Origin of the sequence: Pricia mediterranea (assembly GCF_032248455.1) — a bacterium.
Classification (GTDB): domain Bacteria; phylum Bacteroidota; class Bacteroidia; order Flavobacteriales; family Flavobacteriaceae; genus Pricia; species Pricia mediterranea.
This window is the reverse complement of sequence record NZ_JAVTTP010000001.1, coordinates 2,706,394-2,732,733: the sequence shown is the minus strand read 5'-3', so window position 1 is coordinate 2,732,733 and position 26,340 is coordinate 2,706,394. Positions and strand designations below refer to the sequence as shown.

Here is a 26,340-nt window from a genome sequence, read left to right as displayed (position 1 = left end):
CAGGGGCAATTAGCGGGTGACAGTCTAGGGGTTAGGCCTGATTGGAGCAAGTTAAATTTGATAGGTTAAAGTTTAAAAATATGAAATTATTCGATGTTTACCCTTTATACGACGTGACCCCGGTATCGGCCGAGGGCATTGTCGTCACTGATGATAAAGGACAGGAATATCTCGATTTCTATGGTGGGCATGCCGTGATATCGATCGGTCATTCACATCCGCGATACGTAAAGCGGCTGAAAGACCAGCTCGATAACATCGGCTTTTACAGCAATTCGGTCAAGAACCCCCTACAAGCGGAGGTGGCGGAAAAGTTGGGCCGGCTATCGGGGTGCGGGGACTACAACCTATTTCTCTGCAATTCAGGGGCCGAAGCCAACGAGAACGCCTTAAAACTGGCCTCGTTCCATACGGGGAAGTCCCGCGTCATCGCGTTCGACAACAGTTTTCACGGCCGTACGTCGGCCGCAGTGGCGGTTACGGACAATCCTAAAATCAACGCCCCCATCAACCGGCAGCAGAAAGTGACCTTTCTGCCCTTCAATGATGGCGATGCTTTAAAAAAGGAAATCGAGAAGGGCGATGTGTGCGCCGTCATTTTTGAAGCCGTTCAAGGGGTCGGTGGACTCGACGAGCCCTCCACCGAATTTTATCGCATACTCCAAAAACTCTGCAATGCAAACCAGGTGGTACTGATTGCCGACGAAGTGCAATCCGGTTTCGGACGCACCGGCAAGTTCTTTGGGTTTCAACATCACAACGCATTGGTTGAATCGGAATCCAACATTGATCCTGATATCATAAGCATCGCAAAAGGCATGGGCAACGGCTTTCCCGTCGGAGGTATCTTGATTCACAAAGACATCAAGGCATCCTATGGATTGCTCGGCACCACTTTCGGGGGCAACCATTTGGCCTGCGCCGCCACCCTGGCCGTTCTTGAGGTCTTGGTAGACGAGCGATTGATCGAAAACGCCAAACAAATGGAGGGTTATTTTCGGGGACTGGCAGCGGATATCCCGCAAATCAAAAAAGTAAAGGGACGGGGGTTGATGCTCGGGCTGGAGTTCGATTTTGAAGTGGCCGAACTGAGAAAGCGACTCATCGACAACCAGCATTTGTTTACCGGGGGCGCAAAGAATAAGCACCTGCTCCGGGTACTGCCGGCCCTGAACGTAACGGAACGGGATTTGGATGTTTTGTTCGAAGGTTTGAAAAACGAATTACAAAACGTGAATCAATAATCCGAAAAAAGTACACGTGGAGGGCCGTAACCAGAAATCGATGAGAACCAGAAAACGTATATTGTTAAAAATCGGCTCCAATACCCTTACCCGTGAAACCGATCAGATCTCTCGGGGCAAAATAGAGGATATCGGACGCCAAGTCGCCTTGCTAAAAGACGATTATGAATTCATTATTGTCAGTTCAGGCGCCATTGCCGCGGCCAAACAATTCGTCAAACTGGAACATAACGGGGAAGAAATTACGGTAAAGCAGGCTCTGGCGGCCATCGGACAACCCCATCTGATGCGATTGTTTCAGGAGAGTTTTCGAGAATTGGGGCTGTCGTCGGCCCAATGCTTGCTGTCGTATTCCGATTTTGAGAATGCAAAATCCAAGGCCAACATCAAGAGCACTATAGATGTACTGATACACAACAATTTTATTCCCATTATCAACGAAAACGATACGGTAGCGGCGGACGAGATCCAGTTCGGCGACAACGATAAACTGGCCGCCCTGACCGCTTCACTTTTACTTGCCGATCTACTGATCATTGCCACGAACACCGATGGCATTTACACGAAAGCCTCCATGAACGATGAGCTTCCTGAAACTATTATTTCCATTTCCGATATCAATGCGTTGGCCCGGGAAGTGGGGGATAAAAAATCGTCCCACGGTACGGGTGGGATGCAGTCCAAAATCGAGGCTGCTACCATCGCCCGGAAAGCAGGAATACCGACTTGGGTGGTCAACGGATTAAAGGATGGTTTTTTGGCTGATGCGCTTGAGAATTTGAGTCCGCACACTAGAATTGAGGAGAAGTCAGCTTCGAAAGTACGGAAGACGAAAGAAGGGCAAAAGGATAAAAGAATGAAAAACTAAGGACGACTAACGACTAAAATTAGAAAGCATCCCCATGAAAAATTACTTTTCGATTCAGGATATCGATTCCCTTCCCGACTGGGTCTCGGAAGCTCGGCAACTCAAAGGAAGTCCCACTTCCCAAAAGCAACTGGGTGTGGGAAAAACCCTTTGCCTGCTATTCTTCAACAACAGCCTCCGCACCCGATTGAGCACGCAAAAAGCGGCGATGAACCTGGGGATGGAGGTCATGGTCATGAATTTCGGCAACGAGGGTTGGGCCTTGGAATACGGGGATGGAACCGTCATGGATCAAGGCACCTCCGAACATATCAAGGAAGCGGCCCAGGTCGTTTCGCAGTATTGCGATATCGTCGCCATCCGGGCCTTCGCGGGCTTGAAGGACAAAGCGAAAGATGAAGCCGAAGAGGTATTGAACGGGTTCATCTCATATGCCTCCGTTTCTGTCGTGAACATGGAAAGTTCGATCGGGCATCCGCTACAGGCCCTGGCCGATGCCATTACGCTGGCCGAGCACCAAGGTCCGAACCGCGAGACGGATTCTCAAGAAAACAAAACGGATGACAAACCGGGAAAATCCGAACAAGGACAGCAATCCGGCGCCCGTAGAAAACCTAAAATTGTACTTTCGTGGGCCCCGCACCCCAAGGCCTTGCCCCACGCGGTGGCGAATTCATTCGTAGAGATGATGCGACGACAAGACGCCGAATTCGTCATCACACATCCCAAGGGATATGAACTGAATCCTGAGATTACCGGCGACGTTCCGATAGAATACAATCAGAAAAAAGCTTGCGAGAATGCCGATTTTGTGTACGCAAAGAACTGGAGCAGCTATTCCGACTACGGAAAAGTACTTCATCAAAATTCAGATTGGATGATGACCCAGGAAAAGCTCGGCGCAGCCAAGTTCATGCACTGTCTTCCGGTCCGACGGAACGTAGTCGTCGAAGATGCCGTGCTCGACAGCGGCCAATCATTGGTCATCGAACAGGCCAACAACCGGACCTATGCCGCGCAGGTTGTTCTGAAAAAGCTACTTGAAAACATGCGGTGATACGTTGTGCAAGTCCCAAACCTGTACCTGTGTGACAACATTGATTGCCGACCCCCGAAACTTTGCCAGAGGAGATAGCTTTCCAGTTGAAATAAAAACGCTCACGACAAATCGATGTAAATTACATCCGAAGAAATTAAGATTTAAGATGGATCGAAAATTAATAGACAAGGTCTGTATCATTACCGGCGCGACCAGCGGGATGGGAAAGGCGATTGCCGAATCCTTTTCGAAAGAGGGAGCCAAATTAATCCTGTCAGGTCGGGATGCCGAAAGGGGAGAAGCCCTGGAAAAGCAATTGAAGAATTCCGTATTCGTAGCGGGGGACATTACCGAACCTGCTTATAACGAAAAGTTGGTACAAACGGCCCTAGAAAACTTCGGCCGACTGGATAAGATGTCCCTGAATGCGGGCATACTAGGTTTGGGGAACGTGGTCGACCTTCCCGAAACCCTATGGCACAAGACCTTGGACGTCAATTTGAGCGCCATTTACTATCTGTGCAAACACGCCATCCCGCAAATCCAAAAAAATAAAGGGGGAGCCATAGTCGTCAACAGCTCCATTGCGGCATTCAAAAGCTTTCCGAACCATCCGGCCTATTGTGCCTCAAAGGCAGCGGCCGTGGCTCTGATGAAACAGATGGCGGTCGAATATGCCCCGGACATCCGAATCAACGCCATCTGTCCCGGGCCGGTGGACACTCCCTTTTTATGGAATTCGGCCAAGGCTTTCGAAAATCCCGATACCGCGGTCGAAGACGCCAAGAACGACACCCTGCTGAACCGATTGGGAACTCCCGAGGATATTGCCAAACTGGCTTTGTTTCTTACCTCGGACGAATCCTCTTGGATTACCGGCACGGCCATGACCATCGATGGGGGGATTTTGAACGCATGACCGAAATCTGTCGCCGATCGAACCATCCACATTAATAAAAGATAGGAGCCCAAAAAGAAATCCAACAGTACAATAAATAGTTGAAAAGAGCTATGAAATCAAGTCTCTCCATAATAAAAATCGGCGGAAACGTCATCGGGAACGAGTCCGAACTCGCAAAGTTCCTAAGCCTATTTTCGGAATTGGACGGACTTAAAATTTTGGTGCACGGGGGCGGAAACCTGGCCACGCAAATCTTTAAAAGAATGGGGGTCGCATCCCAAATGATAGGCGGGCGACGCGTCACCGATAAGGCGGGCCTAGAAGTCATTACGATGGTCTATGCGGGCCTGGCCAATAAAAACATCGTCGCTAAACTACAGGCGAACGGGTGCAACGCCATCGGGATGAGCGGAGCGGACGGCAATGCCATCCAAGCCCATAAACGCCCGGTGAAAGACATCGATTACGGGTTTGCAGGCGATGTGGACGGAGTCGATGCCAATTTGCTCTCCCGACTTTTGGGCTCAGGCCTTACGCCCGTGTTCTGCGCGATGACCCATGACGGCAAAGGACAGCTGCTCAACACCAATGCGGACACTATCGCCTCCGAGCTGGCCATCGGGCTAAGCGGAATGTACGAAACCACCCTGTACTACTGTTTTGAAAAAAACGGGGTTCTCCGAAATATTTGGGACGAGCGTTCCGTAATCGAACACATCGACCCCGAAATCTATCAAGAATTACTCAACCAGGGAACAATCGCCGATGGTATGCTTCCGAAAATGACCAACTGCTTTCATGCCCTGAAGAACGGAGTAGCCAAAGTATGTATCGGAAATACAATAATGCTGGCCCAAAATGAAAACCCCTATACTACCCTAACCCTATGAAGCCAAATAAGGAGCAACTGACGGAAAAGGCACTGGAGCTGCTGAAACAACTGATTTCGATTCAATCTTTTTCTTCCGAGGAAGATAAGACCGCCGATGCCATCGAAGCCTGGTTCAAGACTTTCGGCATCCCGTTCCAACGGGAAATCAACAACGTCTATGCCGTCAATAAGCACTTTGACGAGAGCAAACCCACTTTGTTGCTGAACTCCCACCACGATACGGTCCGCCCGAATTCCGCCTACACAAAGAACCCCTTCCACCCGCATATAGAAGACGGAAAATTATTCGGACTCGGCAGTAACGATGCCGGGGGAGCCCTGGTATCGCTCATAGCCACTTTCACCCATTTTTATTTTGAAGAAAACCTGTCCCACAACCTGTTGATGGTCGCATCAATGGAGGAAGAAAGTTCGGGGAAGAACAGTTTACGCGGACTTTTGCCCAAACTGCCAAAAATCGACGTGGCCATCGTGGGCGAGCCGACCCTGATGCAATTGGCCATCGCGGAAAAGGGTTTGGTCGTTTTCGACGCACAGGTCAAGGGTACGCCCTCGCATGCGGCGCATCCGAACGACGACAATCCCATCTACAATAGTATCGAGGTGCTTGACTGGTTCAAAAATTACAACTTTGACAAAGTCTCCGAAACCTTGGGGGGAGTCAAGCTGACGGTTACCCAGATCAATGGCGGCGTGCAACACAACGCTGTGCCCGCCCAAGTCGATTTGGTGATAGACGTTCGCGTCAACGACCGGTACTCCAACCTAGAAATCGCAGATATTTTGAGATTGGAGGCCCCCTGCGAACTGCAACCGCGTTCCCTGCGGCTGAATTCCTCGGCCATTGCCGAAGACCATCCTTTGGTAGAGGCGGGTGTCGCCTTGGGCCGTGAAACTTACGGTTCCCCTACCCTTTCCGATCAAGCCGCCCTGAGCTGCCAATCCCTGAAATTAGGGCCGGGGGACAGCACCCGTTCCCATTCCGCCGACGAATTTATCTATGTGCACGAGGTCGAGGATGCAATTGATTTGTATATTCGGATCTTGGAGCGGTTTCTTAAGGTGGAGCCAAGAAACAAGAGATAAGAAACAAGACGGAAAAGCACAGGTTCAAGCGCAAGCATCAAGTTCAAGTGCTGGCACAAAAGGTTTGGATTATACAGAAAATCCGGTCGGCAGCAAACAAGATAGGTTTCTAGCGTTAAGCGAACATGAAAAAAATACCAACTACTTTGTACTAACTACTAACTACTACCACACATGAAACTCTGGGACAAAGGCTTTAGCACGGACAAAAAAATAGACCATTTTACGGTCGGTAACGACCGCGAGCTGGACCTTCACCTCGCGAAATATGATGTAATCGCCTCAAAAGCACACGCCATGATGCTGGGCAAAATCGGATTGCTAACAGATGAGGAGACCCAAGCCTTGGTTAACGAACTGGAGAACATCGCCACGTCGATAGAAAACGGGGAATTCGTCGTGGGGGAGGCGTTCGAGGACATGCACTCCAAGATCGAATTCTTACTGACCGAGAAACTGGGCAATACCGGCAAGAAAATCCATACCGCCCGATCCCGCAACGATCAGGTTTTGGTGGCGATGCACCTCTACCTGAAGGATGAACTGACGGAAATCAAACAACAGACTAGAACGCTGTTCGACCTACTGCTGGACTTGGCGGAAGAGCATAAGCATATTTTGCTGCCGGGGTACACCCACCTCCAGATTGCAATGCCCTCATCCTTCGGATTGTGGTTCTCGGCCTATGCGGAAAGCCTTATCGACGACCTTTACTTTGTCGAAGCGGCCTACAAGGTGGCAGACCAGAACCCCTTGGGAAGTGCAGCGGGCTACGGGAGTTCTTTCCCGATCGATCGAAGTTTTACTACGGAAGAGATGGGCTTCGAAACCACGAAGTACAACGTGGTCGCCGCCCAAATGGGAAGGGGCAAGGTCGAAAAAGCCACTGCCTTCGGGATGTCAGCCCTAGGGGCCACCCTCTCCAAAATGGCGATGGACATCTGCCTTTACATGAGCCAGAACTTCGACTTTATCTCCTTCCCGGACGAGCTGACCACCGGCAGCAGTATCATGCCGCACAAAAAAAATCCCGATGTCTTTGAGCTCGTACGTGGCAAATGCAACAAACTGCAGAGCATTCCCAATCAGTTGGCGCTGGTCATCAACAATCTGCCGAGCGGCTACCACCGCGACTTGCAACTGGTCAAGGAAATCATCGTTCCGGCCATTCAGGACATGAAGGCCTGCATAGAAATCATGACGTTTAGCCTTAAGGAAATCCGGGTGGACAACAACATTCTCGACGATCCGAAATACGACTACCTCTTCAGTGTAGACACTTTGAACGAGCTGGTGCAAAACGGGATGCCCTTCCGCGATGCTTATAAAAAAATGGGGCAGGAAATTGAAGCGGGTACCTTTGCGCCTAAACGCGATATCGATCACACCCATGAGGGAAGTCTGGGCAATCTTTGTCTGAAGGAGATTCGGGAGAAGATGCAGAAATTATTCCCGTGAAATTCCCGGACGGTGACAACTCCGCCCTGAACGCCCGATGAAAAGAACTAACGATAGAGATAATATCGCAATTGGCTTGGAGGATTTTAAAAAAGGGCGTACCCTTAGCTCGAAACAGTTTGGGCAACAACCAAAAAATGGATAGTCCCCTCGAGGTCCGTTGGATAACTCGATTCACGTTAACAGACACTGGACCAAAATAAGGGCGGGGCAACTTCTACGGCCCGAGTTTTGTCGATAAACGACAATATTCCATCGTTGACCTGCAATAATTTCCATTTCACAACAAAAAATTTTTCCTGGAGGTACTGCCTTCTATTTTTGGGGAACACTGGACAACCTACTAAACAACGTCCAAAAAAACATCCCAAATCATGAGAAGAATAGTGGCGCCTATTCTAGCGCTCTTGGCGGTATCCTGTAGCAAAGATATCGACCAAGTAACCTTGGAAGGGGATAGCGAGAAAGTTGTCCTCGCCATCAACTCCAATGAAACCGCCAATGAACCGAATTACCAACTTTCAGACAGTGCCGGCCTAGATGAGGCCGATTTGCTGACATCAAAGGAAAGCGAACTGATAGAATATTTTAAATATCTAACGCTCTGGAAAGGACCGCACGTGACCGAGGTCGAGGTAAATCGTCGGTGGAACCGATCCCTAAGACTGTATCTTGATGGCTCGATTTCAGATTCATACCGATCGACGGTCGAAAAGGTAATCGCCGAGTACAACGCCTTGTTCGTCGAGAGCGATTTTACCATTGCATTAACCGAAAATATCGCAGAGGCCAACGGTCACCTCTTCTTTGGTGAAAAGGAGGAGATGAAGCCACTTTGGGCCGACATGTACGACCGTATAGCAGACGGCAATTACTCCGGGTATGCCATGACCCCGTCGCGAAATGCTGTCCTACATTCTACCCGCATCTGGATATCAAATCCCATAGCATCACTGTTCAAACATGAATTAGGACATGCCCTTGGTCTGGGGCACTCGAATCAATGCACGGACGAAAAAAGTATTATGTGCTCCAAGGTCGGTAGTCAGAGTGATTTTTCGAAGGCCGAGACAAGAGTTCTACGTTATCTATACCATCGGGACTTTTCTGCAGGACTGAACGCATCCCAAATCGAAAAACGCTTAGCAGAACTTATTATCAGCGGCCGATAACATTTAAGATAATTGCTGAATTCCATATCGGAGGTAAACCACCGAAAACAGAAGAACGGGACTAGCTGATCATCCCCAAATTAACGACCTCCTGTTCGGTCAGGAAACGCCAATGTCCACGGGGCAGATCTTTTTTGGTCAGGCCGGCATAGACCACCCGGTCCAACTTCACGATTTCATAGCCCAACGTCTCAAAAATACGGGTCACGATTTTATTGCGCGAGCTGTAAATTTCCATGCCCACTTGGGTCTTGGGCGCATTTTCGATAAAACTGACATCTTGCACCTTTACCATTTTATGGTCTACCGCAAGACCGTCCTGGATTTTTTTTAGGTCCACACTTCGCAAGGGCCGGTTCAATTCTATGTGGAATATTTTTCTAAGTCCGTTTTGCGGACTGTTCAAGCGTTGGGTCAGTTCTCCATCATTGGTGAAGAGTAGTAGTCCGCTTGTATTTTTCCCCATTTTACCGACCGGTTTCAACTCCGCTTTGGTGGCTCTCGTAATCAATCCAACGGCGGTTCGATTTCCGTGCTCGTCACGTGCCTCGGTGGTAAAATCCTTGGGCTTGTTCAGCAGTACGTATTCCCTTTTTTCGGGATTCAACAAGCGCCCATCAAACCGCACCTCATCGCTACGCTTTACCTTATGACCCATTTCGGTTACCGGCATTCCGTTGACCGTGACACTGCCCGCCTTTATCAGCACATCGGCTTCCCGCCGTGAGCACACCCCGGAGTTTGATAGGTATTTGTTGAGCCGTATCAATTCGGAATCGCCCTGCCTCGGGGCCTTGCCCTTCCCCTTTATCGGGGCGTTCCCCCGGGCATAGCTCTTTTTTCGAGCGTTTCCACCTTGTCGCCCTGATGCCCTGCGGCCGCCATCCGAATTGGACCTGTTCGATGATGTTTTGCGTTTATTGGACCCTGATCGGCTCATGTTTTCTATTTTTTGCAAAGATAACGAAGGAATTCGGATAAGACGTTTATCCTCTTGGGAATATAAGAAATGCTTGTCCGCTTACCAAAATAAGGTGGCTTTTAGACCCCTTGGACTCGTGTCCCGGAAAATGAAGCATCGCATGCGAAAAAAATAATAATCCCAGAAAATCATATCCCTAAGCCGGGGTTCAAGCAATCACAAAATGCGGTTCAGTACTAGGCCCAGGTCGATCAATAGAATACTGAACACCCCGACCACTATGATCAACTTTAAGATATTATGTAGCCACACGTAGTCTTTTTTGCTGTTGGACCTGAGCAGCAGCACCAGAAAAAGAAGCAATAACACTACACAACCCATAAAATAATAATGCATTTGGCCGACATCGAACTTAGTAATCAACAACAACGAGGGAATCAAAGTGAGTACAATCAAACCGGATATCAGCAATTTTGAGACCTTGGACCCGTATAAAATCGGGATGGTTTCATAGTTTTGTGCCATATCACCGCTCATGTTCTCAAGGTCTTTTATCATTTCGCGGGCCAAAATCAGTAAGAAGAGGAACATGGCGTGAACGAAAATGACGGTGTCGAAATTCTTATAGTAAACGAATACGACAAAAAAAGGAGAGATGGCCAAGGTTGCCGAAACAAAATTGCCCAAAAAAGGAACCCTTTTCAATTTGTGCGAATAAAACCAAATCCCGAATATATAGGCCGAAAAGAACAGTACCGCACGAAACGAGACGTAACTGGCGGCGAAAACGGACAAAAGGTTGAGAACGAAGTAGGACGACAATTTGAAACGTTGGCTCACCAACCGATCCAACATGCTTTTCCTGGGTTTATTGATTAGGTCCTTTTCCGCGTCGTAGAAGTTATTGATGATATAGCCGCTGGCAATAACTAGGGCAGAGGCGACCACGATCATAAAGAGGTTAAGGTCGAAAATCACCTGCCGCAGGGGCAGGTCTGGAGCAAGGATGTAGATAGAGGCCAAATATTGGGCCAGGGCGATGATCAGGATATTATGGCCTCGGACGACAGAAAACAGACTCAAGACCTTTAAAAACAAGAGTTTGTTTTTTCTGCTAAGCATATGTAGAAAAGATTTGCACTTTAAAAGCAGGAAGCGCCCAAGGGCCTACCTCACGTTCGCGCGAACATGGGTTTAGAAGTTGTACACCACCTCTAAATTGTAATCTTTCAGCGCTTTCTTGGCCTTGTCCACATCTTGGGTAAAGCCCAAAATATAGCCGCCTCCACCCGAACCGCACAGTTTTAGGTAGTAATCGTTGGTCTCGATACCATGTTTCCATAGTTCATGGAACTTGGCGGGAATCATCGGTTTGAAGTTATCGAGTACGACATGCGATAGCTGTTTCAAGTTTCCGAAGAGCGATTTCACATTTCCGTTCACGAAATCCTCCACACAGGCATCGGTATGTTTGATAAATTGGTCTTTGAGCATATTACGGAACCCCTCCTGCTTCATCTTTTCCATGAAGAGTTGCACCATCGGGGCGGTTTCCCCGGTCGAACCGCTATCCAAAAGAAAAACGGCACCCTTCCCGTCCAAATTTTGGGACGGAATGCTGGTGGATTCGATATCTTCCTTGGAGTTTATAAGAATAGGAATGCTCAGATAGCTGTTGAGGGGGTCGAGCCCGGAGGACTTCCCGTGGAAAAAGGATTCCATTTTCCCAAAAATACGCTTCAGCCGCAATAATTTGTCGCGGGTCAGGTTCTCGAGCACCGTTATCTTGTTCTTGGCATATTTGTCATATATGGCCGCGACCAGCGCACCGCTACTCCCTATCCCGTACCCTTGGGGAATGGAGCTGTCGAAATACATGCCCGCAGCAATATCGTCCTTGAGAGCCTCAAAGTCAAAATCGACCAGATCGGGACTGTTCTTGTGCACTAGTTCTAGGTAGCCCGCAAACTCCCGAAGGCCTAGATTGGACTTCCGAGCGGCTTTCGATGGATGGTCATCGGTCTTCAAGGCGCCCTTAAAAAAATTATAGGGAATGGAGAGGCCCTTGGAATCCTTTATGATCCCATATTCCCCGAACAACAGAATTTTAGAATAGAACAACGGTCCTTTCATCTGGTTTTTTTAAATCAGGCTTGCCCGAAGGCGTTACAATGGATAGGGTATTAAGATAAGAAATGCTGCAAAGATACGCAATTTCGACTTGTGAAATAAAAAAATCCTTCTTTGACTACTATGAGACCAATTAAAATCTGTCACTAGGCTTTTATCTTCCTTGCCCCAAATCCCGTTCGATCGCGGATATGTTTTCCATTCTCGCAGTATTGTAGCAGCTCGTCCTTTATAAAACCGTAAACCGTTTGCGTTTCTTCTTCGGGATAAAGCACATGTACATTGGCTCCCGCATCCAAGGTGAAACAGACATTGGTGGCCGATGCTTTCCGAAATTCCCAAATCCGGTCGATGATTTCGAGCGTATTCGGCTTCATGAGCATGAAATAAGGATGGCTCGTCATCATCATCGCATGCAGGGTCAAGGCCTCGCTTTCCGTTATTTTAATGAACTGCCGTAAATTACCCTCGGCCAAAACGGAACGAAGTTCGGAAAGATGCGAATATGCATGCTCGAACCGTTGATCAGCAAACGGATGACCGTGCATCAGATCGTGTCCAACACTGCTGCTGACCTGTTTCTGACCCTCGTCGACCAACAGGATGGTATCCTGAAAATTGGTGAAATTTTCATGGATTTTATAGGGATAAGGAATGCCATAAAAATCCGAACTCCCATCAATATCAGAATGACTGCCCCACTGCACGAGCGGCCCCTCGATACTGCGGCAAGCACTGCCGGAACCCAGCCGGGCGAGAAAAGAGGCTTTTTTTTTGAAAAAGTTGTCATCCATTTCGGAAACGAATTCCCTTTCCATCGACATCAAACACAGGGCAAGCGCGCTCATTCCCGAAGCCGAGGAAGCAATCCCGCTGCTGTGCGGAAACGAATTCGAGGTCTCGATCCGAAGATGGTACTCCCTCAAGAAGGGAAGGAATTTCTCGATACGCTTGAAGAACGTTGCTATTTTCGGCCTGAAATCATGCCTCGATTCACCCCCGAATAACAGATCGAACCTGAAACCGTCGGCATCCGGGGTAGGTGGGGTGGTTTCCCCCTTCAATTTTCGGTAGGTGACCGTGGTATCCGTCACACAGGCATCCAAGGTAAAACTGAGGGAAGGGTTTGCAGGAATCTGGTTGTCCCTTTTGCCCCAATATTTGACCAATGCTATATTGCTGGGGGATTTCCATCGGATGGTGCCCGTTTGTTTCAGGGATGTATATTTAGAAGGAAGAAAGTCGTTCTCGATCATTGGCCTTGAAATTTGTACAAATATAGTTTTTACCGAGGGCGGGAGCCCTGCCAAAGGATTAAATTGTTATTTTAGACGGAAACCGTTCCGTCCTATCATTGTTCCGATTCACCGATTCAATTGCTTAGGACTTAAATTTTAAGGAAAATCAAAAAGGGAAAAGACCTAGTGCAAGAGGGAGGCTTGCGACCATAAATTCAATACGCTCCAGCATTTGAAAAGAAAGGCAACCTATATCTTTTATGCAGTCGGCATCTGTTTGGCCACAGGATTCTTGGCGGGCTATGCCACCGAAACTTCGGTAAACGATTGGTACCCTACCCTGAACAAGCCTTGGTTTACCCCGCCTGGATGGCTTTTTGCACCGGTCTGGATTACGCTTTATATCCTAATGGGAATTTCCGCCGGCATCGTTTGGGCCCGTGGCTTTTACCACCGCTGGGTCAAAAAAGCGCTGTATCTTTTTTGGTTCCAATTGTTGTTCAACGGGGCATGGAGCATCGTATTTTTCGGACTCCATGAACTTTTTTGGGCCCTTGTGGTCATTGTTATCCTGTTGGTATTGATCGTAATGACCATTCGCGCCTTCAAGGTGGTCAATAAACGGGCCGCCTGGCTGTTGGCGCCCTATTTGTTGTGGGTCTGTTTTGCGACGCTGCTCAATTATAGGATTTGGGCGATGAACTGAGCATTCCCAAAATTAATCTTACATTTAGGCACTTGTAATTTCTGTACTTACTCAACATGGTATTAGTGTGCAACGCCCGTGCGAGAGCCTTGTGAAATTCTATTGATTGAATTATGGTGATTAAGGTTTGTCAAGAACAATGTCACCGATAGTAACTAATGTTGAACAAAACCCGAAATCCAACAGTTATCATGCATTATTTCAATATTTTGATGTCCTTACTCCTTTTTAATGCCTGCGGGGCGCAGAAGAACACACCCCAATTTGCCGACAACGTGGTCGTCGCCCATCGCGGTGCCTGGAAAGCCGAGGGATTTCCCGAAAATTCCATTGCCGCCCTGAAACACGCCATCGCTTTGAAATGTACCGGTTCGGAATTCGATGTGCACATGACGGCCGATGATGTCCTCGTAATCAATCACGACGCCGACCACAATGGCATGCTGATCGCGGAAACCTCTCATGAGGACCTAGCCGCCCATAAACTCTCCAATGGCGAGACCTTGCCCACCTTGAGGGACTACATTATTGCAGGAATGGAAGACAATACATCGACCCGGTTGGTCTGCGAGATCAAACCGGCCGAAACAGTGGAACGCGGCCAGCGGATGGCCGAAAAAGCGGTCGCGCTGGTCAAGGAGCTCAAGGCGGGGGATATGACGGTCTATATCAGTTTTATGTACGAAATCCTACAAAAAATCGAGGAACTCGACCCAGAGGCGCACACGCAATACTTAGAGGGCGATAAAGCGCCGGCAACGCTAAAGGCCGACGGCATCGATGGGGCCGACTATCATTTCTCGGTATTCAAAAAGCATCCGGAATGGATCGAAAGTGCAAAAAAAATCGGAATTGCACTTAACGCGTGGACCGTGAACAAGCCCGAGGACATGGATTGGCTGCTGGAAGAGGATTTCGATTTTATTACTACCAACGAACCGGAACTGCTGTTGGAGAAATCCAAATAACGCCGCGCTGCCGACTGTCCCCTGCCAACAGCCACTTTATACTACGCTCTCCTAAACCTCAATACCCACTTTTACCTCATAGCTTCTCTACCTAATACTTCTAATTAACGACTGTTGACTAACGACTATCGCCCCCCGCGATGGCCTGCGCCGCAACATACCCCCCGGTCCAAGCATTCTGAAAATTGAAGCCGCCGGTAATAGCGTCCACATTGATTACCTCCCCGGCGAAGTACAGATCCGGCAAAATTCTACTTTTGAAAGTCCTAAAATCGATTTCCTTGAGGTCTATGCCACCTGCCGTGACGAATTCCTCCTTAAATGTACTTTTACCGTTAACCTGAAATTCGCATTGCGTCAGCTGCTGGGCAAGATATTCCAGTTTCAACTTGGACACATCGGCCCATTTTTCGCTCAAGGCGATGCCGGATGCCTTGACCAGGCCCGTCCACAACCTGCGTGGAATATCGACAGCCTTGGTCCGCAACACGGTCTTTTTGGCCTCTACCTCTTTGATGTGCATCAAAAGTGTGAGTACCCCCTCCGTATGGTACTCCGGCAACCAATTGATACGAATCCGAAACCGGTAGTCCAATTCGTTCAACAACTGGGCACCCCAGGCGGACAGCTTTAAAATGGCCGGACCGCTCATTCCCCAGTGGGTGATCAGCAAGGGCCCCTCGGCACTCATCAGGGGTTTTTCCTTCTTTTTACTCTGTAATTTTATCGTCACTTTAGGCTGCAACAGACGCGGTTCGAGCACCTCGACCACCGCATGGGTGCTGATCCCCTGTATTCCTGCAATGCGGTCGTCCTTTATGTTAAAGGTAAACAGTGAGGGAACGGCAGGTTCGATACGATGCCCGAGTTTTTCCATCATTTTCCAGATTTTGGGATTGCTGCCCGTGGCGACCACTATCTTTCGCGCCCGGTAGGTGTTCTTGATGGAGGTGATTTCCCAGGCCGGTCCACCTCCATCGCAACGGCGGACATCCGTAACCGCACTATGCCGGAGCACCTGTACGCCCAGGCGATCGGCCTCGTTTAAAAAACAGTCGATGATGGTCTGGGAGGAATCGGAAACAGGGAACATACGCCCATCGGATTCGATTTTCAGGGAGATGCCCCTTTTCTCGAAAAATGCCATCGTATCGCCGCTACAATAGGTGTGGAATGGCCCCAATAGTTCTTTTTCGCCGCGGGGATAGTTTTTGGTCAGTTCACGGGGGTCGAATTCCGCATGGGTTACGTTACACCGGCCCCCACCGGACACCTTCACCTTGCCGAGCACCTCTTTTCCGCGTTCTAAAATGGCGACTTTTAGGTCTGGACACGCCTCCGCAATATGAATGGCACAGTAAAATCCCGCCGCTCCCCCACCTATGATGATTACATCGAACATTAATGGACTTTAAGAATAAACGATTCCAACGGATCGATATCGATTCGGACCTCGGCCCTTCCCCCGTCGACCTTTAAAATGTGTTCGCTACCAAATAGCGTATCGGTCAACCGCTGTCCGCCGTCGGATAATTCCCATTTTTGAACTATATCCGATGGAAGTTTCAGCTCGAAGCCAAAGCGGTCGTTGGCATCGAAGTTGGCGACGATGATCAGTCGTTCATCGTCCGACCACCGAACGTATGAGAGCACATGGTGGTTGTACCATTCCGTATGCTCCTTGTTATAAAAGTGGATGTCTTGGTATTCGCCCATCAGGGCCTCGCTTTGTCGCGTAAAATTAAGTAGACGACGGTAGAAATCCCGTAAGGATGCTTCCGCGTCGGATAATTGTCCGCCATCGAACTGCCCGTCGTTGACCCAGCGCTGATGGTGCGGCACCCCGATATAATCGAAGATGGAGGTGCGGTCGGGACTCCCGAAACCCGCATTTTCGGAGGCCGGCTCGCCGACTTCCTGTCCGAAATAAATCATTATCGATGCAGTGGTCATCGTGGCCGAAACCACCATAGCGGGCTTCCCTTTTTCGGCGTCACCAACGAAAGCGGGACTCGCGATACGCACCTCGTCGTGGTTTTCGAGAAAGTGCAGCAGGTGGTGCTCGATATCCGCCGTATGCCGTTTTACCACGGGGATATGGTCCGTCCATCCCTGGCCCTGCATAATGTGTTTGAGGGAATCGTACATTTCGACCTTATCGTAGAGGTAGTCCATCTTCCCCCTTAGGATGTAATTGCGGTATTCATCGGGGTTATAGACTTCGGCCAACAGAAAGGCATCCGGATTTTTAATTTTGATGTGGGAATTCATATAGCTCCAAAATTCCACCGGCACCATCTCGGCCATGTCGTAACGGAAACCGTCTACCCCCATCTCGAGCCAGTATATGGCGATATCCTTGAACTTGATCCAGGAATCGGGCAAGTGCTTATCCTTCCAAAATTTATAATGGGTCCGGTAATCCTCGGACTCAAAACCATCGGGCAACGTATCGAAATCGTACGTACCGTCCGGACGCATCCCGTAATTGATCTTTACGGTCTCGTACCAGTCATTGAAATCCGGTTTCGCCTCGCGCGCACCGTTGCCCGTCCACTTTGCCGGGTCTTCGTCGAACGTTCCGTCCGCAAGCGGATGCTCTTCGCCCCCCAGGGGCTGGTATCCATTCCGCCAGTCCGGCACCCGAAAGGCTTCCCCGGGAATGTAGTAGAAATTATTGTTTCGTGCGTATTCCACCGACCGATCATCGGAAGCCCCGAAGGGTTCATGACCCTCCGGAGTGGACGCCCCCTCATAATCGCGCGCGACGTGATTGGGTACGATGTCGATCAGCAATTTGAGTCCGGCTTCATGGGTACGCTTGATGAGAGCCCTAAATTCCGCTAGCCGCTGGGCGGGGTCATCGGCCAAATCCGGATTTACATTGTAATAATCCTTTACCGCATAAGGGGATCCCGCCCTGCCCTTTACCACATCGGGGTCGTCGTTCGAAATTCCAAACCGGGTATAATCGCGGATTACCGCATGGTGCGGCACCCCGGTGAACCAGATATAGGTAATCCCGAGATCTCTGATTTCGCGCAAGGCGTTTTCGCTAAAATCGGAGAATTTGCCAACGCCATTTTCCTCGATGGTGCCCCAAGGTTTATTGGTGGCATTCGTGTTGCCGAAGAGTCGGGTAAATACCTGATAGACTACTTGTTTTTTGTTCATTTTGAAATGGGAGTAAATAAAGTTGGGAAAGAAGCAAAGTTCTTTGGACCTGAAACGGAACTACACCCGCTCGGGTTTCCCCGGTCGTAGCACCACCCGTTCGCCATTTACCTGAATGGCCATCCCTTCGTTTCCTTCAAAGACAAACTCAGTTTCTATTTTTCCGACCGTCACCTTAAGAATCCGGTTCCTAAAATTGACCTTAAAGGAATATGAGGTCCACTGTTCGGGAATCCTAGGGGTAAACGACAGCTCGTCATCCACCATCCGCATGCCGCCGAAGCCTTCGACAATGCTCATCCAGGTGCCGGCCATCGAGGTGATGTGCAGGCCCTCCTCGACCTCTTTGTTGTAATCGTCGAGATCTAGGCGTGAGGTGCGCAGGTACAAGCGGTACGCCTGATCCATTCGGCCGAGCTTGGCGGCCTGAATGGCGTGAACACAAGGCGAAAGGGAGGATTCGTGCACGGTGAACGGTTCGTAGAAATCAAAATGCCGCTCTAGTTCCTCGGTGCTGAAATGGTCTTCGAAAAAATAGAATCCCTGCAAGACATCGGCCTGCTTGATAAAAGGGGAGCGCAGGATCCGGTCCCAACTCCACTTTTGGTTGATAGGCCGCTGTGCCGCCGGAAGGTCTTCAACGTTCACCAGTTCCTTATCCAAAAATCCATCCTGCTGCAGGTACACCTGGTGCTTTTTGGAATAGGGCAAGTACAGGTTTTCCGAGACCTCGCGCCAATAGTCGGTCACGTTACCGGTCAATTGGGTTTTTCCGATAATCCGGTCGTAGTCTTCCGGAAAACCATCCTTCACATTTTCCAATTGTTGCAGGGTATAATCGATGCACCACTTGGCAATGTAATTGGTGTACCAGTTATTGCTGACGTTGTTTTCGTATTCATTGGGACCGGTAACGCCCAAGATAACATATTGGCCCTTGGGTTCGGAAAAATTAGCGCGTTGGTGCCAAAATCGGGAGATACCGATCAGCACTTCCAGTCCCATTTCAGGAATATAGGAGTAATCGCCCGTATATCGAACATAGTTGTAGATCGCAAAGGCGATGGCCCCGTTCCGATGGATTTCCTCAAAGGTGATCTCCCATTCGTTATGGCTTTCCTCGCCGTTCATGGTCACCATTGGGTACAGGGCCGCACCGTTGACAAACCCGAGTTTTTGGGCATTCTCGATGGCCTTGTCGAGATGGTAATAGCGATATTTTAAGAGGTTTCGCGCCACCTCTTGGCTCTTGGTCGCCATATAAAAGGGAAGGCAGTAGGCCTCGGTATCCCAATAGGTGCTGCCGCCGTACTTTTCGCCGGTAAAGCCTTTGGGACCGATGTTCAGCCGAGAATCCTTGCCCAGATAGGTCTGGTTGAGCTGAAAGATATTAAAGCGGATGCCCTGCTGTGCCTTCACATCGCCCTCGATGGCAATATCGGCCGTTTCCCAAATTTTGGCCCAGACCTGCTTTTGTTGTTCCAAAAGGGCATCGAAACCCATCTCCGTTGCTTTTTTTAGGGCCGTTTTCGCCGCTTCGACTAGTTCGGATGCATCGTGGTTGCGGGAAACCGTGTAGCCACCAAATTTATGTAGGGCCAAGGTTTCGCCCTTTTTGACAGATTGCACATATTCATGAGCCACCTTCAGGTCTTTTTTTTCTTCGGATGGTTTATCGTCTATTTGCCCCCCATTCAGGTACAACTGCGATTCCATAAATGTACAGACCTTGAAATTGGTCTTTAGCGTATGGGATTCGATAAAGGCTTGGCTTTCTTCGGATGAAATGTGGGATGCAACCTCCGTGGTTTCCCAGAATTGGTCGTCCCAGTTCGAATCCTCATTGCGGATACCGCTATCCAAATAAGGCCGGAAGACGACTTCGGCATCGGCGTCGATCGAGGTCACTTCGAACCGGATGGCGCCCACCTCATCGAGGTCCAGACTCAAAAACCGGACAACCTTTACGTGGACGACCACATCTTTGGGCAACACCGCATCGAAGGAGCGGCTGTACCATCCTTCCTTCATATTCAGTTCCCGTCGAAAATCGGTTACCTCTTTACAGCTGTTCAGGTCGAGGATTTCTCCGTTTACGGCCACGCCGATACCGATCCAGTTGGGCGCGTTCAAGACCTTGGCGAAATTTTCCGGATATCCGTTCTTCCACCAGCCCACTCGGGTCTTATCGGGATAGTACACGCCTGCGATATAACTTCCCTGAAAGGTTTCTCCCGAATAGCTCTCCTCAAAATTGGCTCGTTGGCCCATATGACCGTTCCCGATACTGAAAATACTTTCAGAAGCTTTTACCCGGTCTTTGTCAAAGCCTTCCTCTATAATGGACCAAGGGTCCGGCTGTATATAATCTCGCATATGGTGCTGTTGTGTTTGTTGTTTATACTTCAGATCCGCTTGGCATAAGCTAGATGTGGGGCTGAACAATTCAAGGTTCAATTCTGCCGAAAACAGGTTCAAGGTTCAAGGATCCTCAAATGTAACATTAAACCCCTGCCCTGAGCGCAGTCAAAGGGTCGAACAGCTACGCAGTAGCGATTGAACCTTCGATCTTCTTCGGTCGGTTACACCGTGATTTCTTTTAAGAATTCCTCGCTAATCTCGGAAAAATCCCTGAAATTATAGTCGGCTTCCGGAAGGTTTTCGGGATTCCCCATCCCAATACTGGTCATCCCGGCGACATTTGCCGCTTCGATCCCCGCCGCGGCATCCTCGAAAACAATACAGTTCTCAGGCCTTGCCCCCATCCTGTCGGAGGCAATCAGAAAAACTTCGGGATCTGGTTTCGCCTTGGTCACGTCGGTCCCGTCGACGATAGCGTCGAAATACGACAATAATTTTACCTTTTCCAAAATGGGTCTCGCATTTTTACTGGCCGATCCGACGGCCATCGGAACCTGTCTATCTTTCAGAAAATCCAAAGCTTGGACCACATCGGGCAGGATTTCCGATTCATCCATATCCTTAATATAGGACAGGTAATCCTCATTCTTTTTGACCATCCAGGTGTCGAATTGATCTTGAGTGGCATCCACATTCCCGATATCCAAGAGGATTTCCAAACAGCGCTTCCGGCTCACCCCCTTAAAAAGCTCGTTCTGTTCTTTGGTAAATTCGAAACCGAGGCCGTTGGCGAGCTTTTTCCAGGCCAGATAATGGTACTTTGCGGTATCGACGATGACCCCGTCGAGATCGAAAATAAATGCAGACTTGTCCATAAAGGAGGATTATTTTATACTTAGGCACAAAGATAGGGATGTATCCCGGAATGGATGCGCCACCAAGTGCTTAAGGACTTTCGGAACTCAAACCGGTGGATTTTTTCTATGGCTCCTCCCATTGCCCCAAAAATTTGTCGTTGGAAGCTGTGTTTCTTATATTTTTTAACAAAACCCATGTTTCAAAACTCACCTCCGTGGTAATGTCAACCGATTAAAAAAAACCATATCTTTGGTCAAAAAATTGAATTTTTCCCTATATTTTGGACGATACTTATCAATTAAATGACCATACCGTGGTTTAAATGCGATAGCCGTTATTGATTTAAAGTATCATAAAGAAACTGCTTTCGCGGGTTCTAATCGACCGAATTAAGTAAATTAAGAAATTTTTTGTTTAATTTTAACCTTTAGCTTTGCAAATAACTCAACTCAAAAACAACTCTTATGAAGATTACATGGATTAGAAACCTGATGGTGTTCGGTGCTTTACTCTGCCTTGCATTCACTCAGGCCCAAGAGGTATCGGGAACGGTTTCCGATAGCATGGGCCCCCTACCGGGTGCCAGCGTAGTGGTCAAGGGAACGACCCAAGGGGCTCAGACCGACTTCGACGGCAACTATACCCTTAGTGATGTACCCGCCGATGCGACCCTTGTGTTCAGCTATATTGGCTATGCCACACAGGAAGTGCCCGTCAACGGGCAATCGACCATAGACGTTACTCTACAGGAAGACGCCCAGGCCTTGGACGAAGTGGTAATTATCGGTTACGGGCAGACGACGGTAAAGGATGCTACGGGTGCAGTTGCCGTAGTGACCGCCGAAGATTTCAACCAAGGGGTCATCTCCTCGCCGGAACAGTTAATCCAAGGAAAAACCGCAGGAGTACAAATTACGCAGTCCAGTGGAGAACCCGGTGCTGGTATCGATATACGTATCCGAGGTACGAGTTCTGTACGTGCCAATAACAATCCATTATTCGTTGTCGATGGTATTCCGCTTTCAGGCGAACAAACAACAGCCAGTGGTGGCGAATTGGGCGTTGGTGCAAGTTCACCGACCAACCCCTTGAATTTTTTGAATCCCAACGACATCGAAAGCCTAAGTATCTTGAAAGATGCGTCCGCTACGGCCATATATGGATCGCGAGGAGCCAATGGGGTAGTCATAATTACTACTAAAAGTGGAAAGACGGGAAAGGGAAAGGTGGAGTGGACGTCCAACCTAAGCTATTCTACACCTTCCAATAAATTCGACTTATTGAGCCGTGAAGAGTATCTGACCGCCTTACCTGATTATGGGGGCAATCCAAGCGAACTTGATTACGGTTACGATACGGATTGGCAAGATATCGTACTTCGCGATGTAGCGTCCCAGGACCAAAATATAGCGTACTCCAAAAACTATGGAAGCGGAAATGTCAGAGCTTCTTTCGGTTACCAGAAACAATTTGGAGTAGTTGTAGGTTCCGCCCAAGAACGCCTTACCGGTAGAATTAATATTTCACAGCGGCTATTTAACGACAAACTTAAATTAGATGGCAATGTAACTTTTTCCCGAATTAACGATGATAGGGCTGCCATAGGAAACAACCCCGGATCTCAGGGTGATATTTTGGGTGCCGCCTATTTCGCGAATCCGACATGGCCTGCCAGAACGTCCTTCACAACTGGGGGCAGTGAACTCAATCCGCTTCAGTTGATAAACTATAGGAAAGACGTTACCCATACAAATCGTTTTTTGGGCAACATATCTGCTGAGTACAGCCTTACCGATGAACTCAAAGCTAAGATCAGTCTGGGACTGGACGAATCGGGTTCTAAAAGAAATCAAGCACAGTCTTCACTTACCACAGGCCTTGGAAATGCACCTGATCGAGGTGAAGGCGCATTAAGTGAGCTCTATACACACGGTAAGTTGATGGATTTGACACTTACCTATAATAAGGCCTTTGATAATTCGAACTTGACCGCGTTGGTGGGGTATTCCTTTCAAAGTTATAGCAGGGATGGTAAGGATATCCGGGGACTCGGCTACAGTACGACCGATTTAAATGAAATGATCAGAAACTTAAATACCTCCAAGTTGTTCATTGAGAATAGCTTATCGGGTTCTTATCAGCAATTTCTCTATAATCCCGACGGCACCTATGTCAATAGATTATTTCCCGAAATTGTTCAGGGGGAAGAGGTAGCCAGTCCAGGCGGGGTCCCGGTAGATGCGGTAACAGGCAATTATTTTGATACTGTCGATGAGTTGCAATCTTTCTTTGGAAGGGTAGAATATGCACTGGCGGACAAATATATTTTAACGGGTACGCTCCGTGTAGATGGCTCATCCCGTTTTGGACCAGACAATCAATACGGATACTTTCCATCCGGCGCATTTGCCTGGAAAATTGACGAGGAAAACTTTGTTCCCGAAGCGATTTCGCAGCTTAAGCTTCGTATCGGCTACGGTATCACAGGAAATCAGGATGGACTTGGTTATGGTCGATTTTTACCAAGACAGCGTTTCGCGGCTCCAAGTATCCAGCAAAACTTGAACATCAACATACCGGGAACGCAGTTCGAATCCTTCGCCAATCCGGGATTAAAGTGGGAAGAAACAACCCAGGCATCGGTCGGTCTAGATTTTGGCATAGCGGAAAATAGACTATCGGGCAGTGTTGATTTTTATCATAAGGTTACCAATGACCTGCTTTTGAACCAAGAAGCAGCTCAACCTTCCCCGCAACCCTTCTTTTACGGGAACCTTGATGCCAGTGTTGTCAATCAGGGGGTCGAATTCGCATTGGCCTACGATATCATAAGTACTGAAAATGCATATTGGAACTTAGGTTTCAACGTTGCCTATAATGACAATGAGGTAAGGGATTTTGACGGCCTTATCCCAACAGGAGATATCAACGGTAATGGACTGACCGGAGCATATGCACAGCTATTGGCTGACGGAAGACCCCTGTTTTCATACTACCTTCGAGAATTTGGAGGTTTTGATGCCAACGGAATTTCAATCTATCCAAATGGCGATGTTCAAGAATTCGTGGGAAAAAGCGCTCTTCCGAAAGTTAATTTAGGTATTAATACCAGTGTTAATTATAAAAATTGGGACTTGAGTGCTTTTCTTGCCGGACAATATGGTTTCTATCTCTATAACAACACACAGAATGCCTATTTTACTGCAGGGATTTTAGGGGTTGGCAAGAATGTGACCCAAGATGTGTTGACCAATGGAGAATCCGTGGCGAATGCACCAGATGTGTCCACAAGATTTTTAGAGAAGGGCGATTTTTTGAGATTACAGAATCTTTCTTTATCTTATAATTTCGATATGGGCGATGAAGGTTTGTTCAAAACACTCAGGCTATCCGCAATCGGCCAGAATCTATTTGTAATCACCGATTATAGCGGCATCGACCCAGAGGTGAACACACCAAACGGGTTGAATGACATTCCGTCTTTGGGAATCGATTACACTGCGTTCCCAAGGCCCACTACCATAACCATAGGTATTAGCACATCATTTTAAACAAAAAATTATGAAAACTAGAAAAATAAGCAATGTAATGGTTTGGTTCGCAGCGCTGGCCTTGTTAAGTTGTTCAGACCTCGAGATTGAACCTACAGATTCTTCTTTTAGCTCGTTATCGGGCGGGTTTACAGGTGTAGACCCCGAGGCAAGCCTAGGTAACCTATATAATGATGTACGCGGACAAATTGAGAGCGAAGCGAATCTCTATACGCTACAAGAAGTAAGCTCAGATGAAATGTTGGTTCCGACAAGAGGTACCGATTGGGGTGACAATGGGGTGTTTCGCACATTGCACTCACATACATGGAGTCCGACCCACCAAACGATCAAGACGGTATGGAACCAGCAAAACCAGAACATTTACAACGCTACCGCAATCATTGATGATCGTAGTGGCGCATCTCCCCAACAAATAGCGGAAGCAAAATTTATTAGGGCCTTCAGTATGTTCTGGATGCTCGATTTGTACGGTCAAGTACCGTTTAGAACGCCCGATGAAGGGCCCGAGGTCAACCCCTCGGTCTTTACCAGGACGGAAGCATTGGAATTTGCCATTAAGGATTTGAACGAGGCCATGCCTGATCTTCCAGCGCCCAGCGACTTTGCGAGCCTAAATGGTGCTACCAAAGCTTCCGCCCGTTTTTTATTGGCCAAACTTTATCTTGGTAAACACATTTATACGGGCTCCGGAACAGCCGATTCCGCCGATATGGCTAAAGTAATAAGTCTAGTCGACGAATTAGAAGCGGATGGGTTTTCACTTCAGGAAGGCTATTTTGAACTTTTTACAGATCAAGAGGATACGGAGACGATTTGGTTTACCACTTCTAGCGTAGGAAACCTCATTTGGAATACCTTGCATTACAACCAAACTGTCCCCGATCAATCCGGTGGGTGGAACGGTTTCTCTACCTTGGCAGAATTCTATGATTCTTTCGAAGGTGACCCCAGCATTAACGTGCCTGGATCCGGTCAAGAAGAACGTCGCGGCTTTGTTCCTACCGACGGCACCAATTTCGGAATCGGAAACGGTCTTTTGATTGGTCAGCAATACGACGGTAACGGCAATCCATATAGCGATAGAACCGGAAATCCCCTAGTCTTCACCAAAGAACTGCCCGGCCTATTAGGAAACAACGAAAGAACAGGTGTTCGCGTAATTAAATATAATCCTGCGAATGGTGCGTTTGCCAATCATAAAATCGTGTTCAGATTTTCGGATGCCCATCTGATGAAGGCGGAAGCAATGTTACGTAGTGGACAGGATCCTACAGCAATGGTTAATGACCTAAGGGTTTTACGAGACGCCAGTCCCCTAGGTACAGTTACGGAAGCAGATCTTTTGGCCGAACGTGGGCGAGAGCTTTATGCAGAATTTTGGAGAAGAAGCGATTTAATCAGGTTCGGACAGTTTACGGCACCATGGGAGTTTAAAGAGGTTACGGGCGACGATACAAAAAATTTATTCCCGATACCGGCAACTGCTTTGATTTCAAACCCTAATTTGACTCAAAACGAAGGGTATTAAAAGGTGACTTTTTAAGTGTTTGATAAGTCCTGGCAGTTTAGGCTGTCAGGACTTTTTTTCCGTCGGTCCTTTCTATTCAATGCAGAAAGAAGCCAGTTTTCACAGCTCGACACATACGCAATTATCCGATGGTACAAAATAACGGAACGAAAACAGATCAATCCAGTTGCAATTTTGGACATTCGTTTGCCCTGTCCAAACAAAAACGATATCTTGTCTTTCCCAATTGAAAAACCCCCAA

Annotated in this window: 20 protein-coding genes; 12 read left to right on the top strand and 8 right to left on the bottom strand. The window is 48.3% G+C overall.

The annotated features are described in order from the left end of the window. Positions 1 to 80: 80 nt before the first annotated feature. The 8 genes from RQM65_RS11145 to RQM65_RS11110 all read left to right on the top strand — a co-directional run bounded on the left by RQM65_RS11145 (position 81) and on the right by RQM65_RS11110 (position 8,660). Positions 81 to 1,244, top strand: a complete 1,164-nt coding sequence (locus RQM65_RS11145; protein WP_314015017.1) for an aspartate aminotransferase family protein — start codon at positions 81 to 83, stop codon at positions 1,242 to 1,244. 40 nt (positions 1,245 to 1,284) lie between these two features. Beyond that, positions 1,285 to 2,112, top strand: coding sequence for a glutamate 5-kinase (gene proB, locus RQM65_RS11140; RefSeq protein WP_314015015.1), 828 nt, complete (start codon positions 1,285 to 1,287; stop codon positions 2,110 to 2,112). A 34-nt stretch (positions 2,113 to 2,146) separates the two neighbouring features. Further along, entirely contained in the window at positions 2,147 to 3,169 is a 1,023-nt protein-coding gene (locus RQM65_RS11135) for a Rossmann-fold NAD(P)-binding domain-containing protein (protein ID WP_314015013.1), read from the top strand. A 148-nt stretch (positions 3,170 to 3,317) separates the two neighbouring features. Next, a complete protein-coding gene (locus RQM65_RS11130) occupies positions 3,318 to 4,070 on the top strand; it encodes an SDR family NAD(P)-dependent oxidoreductase (protein ID WP_314015011.1) in 753 nt (250 codons plus the stop codon). 92 nt (positions 4,071 to 4,162) lie between these two features. After that, positions 4,163 to 4,942, top strand: coding sequence for an acetylglutamate kinase (argB, locus tag RQM65_RS11125; RefSeq protein WP_314015010.1), 780 nt, complete (start codon positions 4,163 to 4,165; stop codon positions 4,940 to 4,942). Continuing rightward, complete coding sequence (locus RQM65_RS11120) at positions 4,939 to 6,030, top strand: M20 family metallo-hydrolase (RefSeq protein WP_314015008.1); 1,092 nt, start codon at positions 4,939 to 4,941, stop codon at positions 6,028 to 6,030. Before argB ends, RQM65_RS11120 begins: the two co-directional genes overlap by 4 nt. Positions 6,031 to 6,204: 174 nt before the next feature. Next, positions 6,205 to 7,488 carry an argininosuccinate lyase gene (argH, locus tag RQM65_RS11115; protein ID WP_314015007.1) on the top strand — a complete coding sequence of 428 codons (1,284 nt, stop codon included), beginning with the start codon at positions 6,205 to 6,207 and terminating at the stop codon, positions 7,486 to 7,488. A gap of 374 nt (positions 7,489 to 7,862) precedes the next feature. Then, a complete protein-coding gene (locus RQM65_RS11110) occupies positions 7,863 to 8,660 on the top strand; it encodes a zinc metalloprotease (RefSeq protein ID WP_314015005.1) in 798 nt (265 codons plus the stop codon). 61 nt (positions 8,661 to 8,721) lie between these two features. Here the strand turns inward: RQM65_RS11110 and RQM65_RS11105 are convergent, their stop codons facing one another. From RQM65_RS11105 to RQM65_RS11090, 4 genes are all read right to left on the bottom strand, one after another. Then, a complete protein-coding gene (locus RQM65_RS11105) occupies positions 8,722 to 9,600 on the bottom strand; it encodes a pseudouridine synthase (protein WP_314015003.1) in 879 nt (292 codons plus the stop codon). Between the two features lie 198 nt (positions 9,601 to 9,798). Then, positions 9,799 to 10,704, bottom strand: coding sequence for a geranylgeranylglycerol-phosphate geranylgeranyltransferase (locus tag RQM65_RS11100; RefSeq protein WP_314015002.1), 906 nt, complete (start codon positions 10,702 to 10,704; stop codon positions 9,799 to 9,801). Between the two features lie 72 nt (positions 10,705 to 10,776). After that, the gene (locus tag RQM65_RS11095) at positions 10,777 to 11,715 is read right to left on the bottom strand and encodes a mevalonate kinase family protein (RefSeq protein WP_314015000.1); all 939 of its coding nucleotides are present in this window, start codon (positions 11,713 to 11,715) and stop codon (positions 10,777 to 10,779) included. A gap of 143 nt (positions 11,716 to 11,858) precedes the next feature. Beyond that, complete coding sequence (locus RQM65_RS11090) at positions 11,859 to 12,968, bottom strand: diphosphomevalonate decarboxylase (protein ID WP_314014998.1); 1,110 nt, start codon at positions 12,966 to 12,968, stop codon at positions 11,859 to 11,861. 214 nt (positions 12,969 to 13,182) lie between these two features. Here RQM65_RS11090 and RQM65_RS11085 point away from each other — a divergent pair, with 214 nt between their 5' ends. Together RQM65_RS11085 and RQM65_RS11080 are read left to right on the top strand one after the other, a co-directional pair. Then, positions 13,183 to 13,656 (top strand): TspO/MBR family protein, encoded by a 474-nt coding sequence (locus RQM65_RS11085; RefSeq protein WP_314014996.1) that lies wholly within the window; start codon positions 13,183 to 13,185, stop codon positions 13,654 to 13,656. A gap of 191 nt (positions 13,657 to 13,847) precedes the next feature. Next, positions 13,848 to 14,624: a glycerophosphodiester phosphodiesterase family protein gene (locus RQM65_RS11080; RefSeq protein ID WP_314014994.1), complete on the top strand. Its 777-nt coding sequence runs from the start codon at positions 13,848 to 13,850 to the stop codon at positions 14,622 to 14,624. Between the two features lie 118 nt (positions 14,625 to 14,742). Here RQM65_RS11080 and RQM65_RS11075 read toward each other — a convergent pair whose 3' ends face one another. The 4 genes from RQM65_RS11075 to pgmB all read right to left on the bottom strand — a co-directional run bounded on the left by RQM65_RS11075 (position 14,743) and on the right by pgmB (position 21,034). Next, a complete protein-coding gene (locus tag RQM65_RS11075; RefSeq protein ID WP_314014992.1) occupies positions 14,743 to 16,026 on the bottom strand; it encodes a BaiN/RdsA family NAD(P)/FAD-dependent oxidoreductase in 1,284 nt (427 codons plus the stop codon). Continuing rightward, a complete protein-coding gene (locus tag RQM65_RS11070) occupies positions 16,026 to 17,798 on the bottom strand; it encodes an alpha-amylase family glycosyl hydrolase (RefSeq protein ID WP_314014990.1) in 1,773 nt (590 codons plus the stop codon). Before RQM65_RS11070 ends, RQM65_RS11075 begins: the two co-directional genes overlap by 1 nt. 60 nt (positions 17,799 to 17,858) lie before the next feature. Further along, positions 17,859 to 20,174 carry a glycoside hydrolase family 65 protein gene (locus RQM65_RS11065; RefSeq protein ID WP_314014988.1) on the bottom strand — a complete coding sequence of 772 codons (2,316 nt, stop codon included), beginning with the start codon at positions 20,172 to 20,174 and terminating at the stop codon, positions 17,859 to 17,861. Positions 20,175 to 20,380: 206 nt separating this feature from the next. Further along, positions 20,381 to 21,034, bottom strand: a complete 654-nt coding sequence (pgmB, locus tag RQM65_RS11060) for a beta-phosphoglucomutase (protein ID WP_314014986.1) — start codon at positions 21,032 to 21,034, stop codon at positions 20,381 to 20,383. A 447-nt stretch (positions 21,035 to 21,481) separates the two neighbouring features. Here pgmB and RQM65_RS11055 point away from each other — a divergent pair, with 447 nt between their 5' ends. Continuing rightward, positions 21,482 to 24,568, top strand: a complete 3,087-nt coding sequence (locus RQM65_RS11055) for a SusC/RagA family TonB-linked outer membrane protein (protein WP_314014984.1) — start codon at positions 21,482 to 21,484, stop codon at positions 24,566 to 24,568. A gap of 10 nt (positions 24,569 to 24,578) precedes the next feature. Beyond that, on the top strand, positions 24,579 to 26,099 hold the full coding sequence (locus tag RQM65_RS11050) for a RagB/SusD family nutrient uptake outer membrane protein (RefSeq protein ID WP_314014982.1): 1,521 nt from the start codon (positions 24,579 to 24,581) through the stop codon (positions 26,097 to 26,099). Positions 26,100 to 26,340 lie beyond the last annotated feature (241 nt).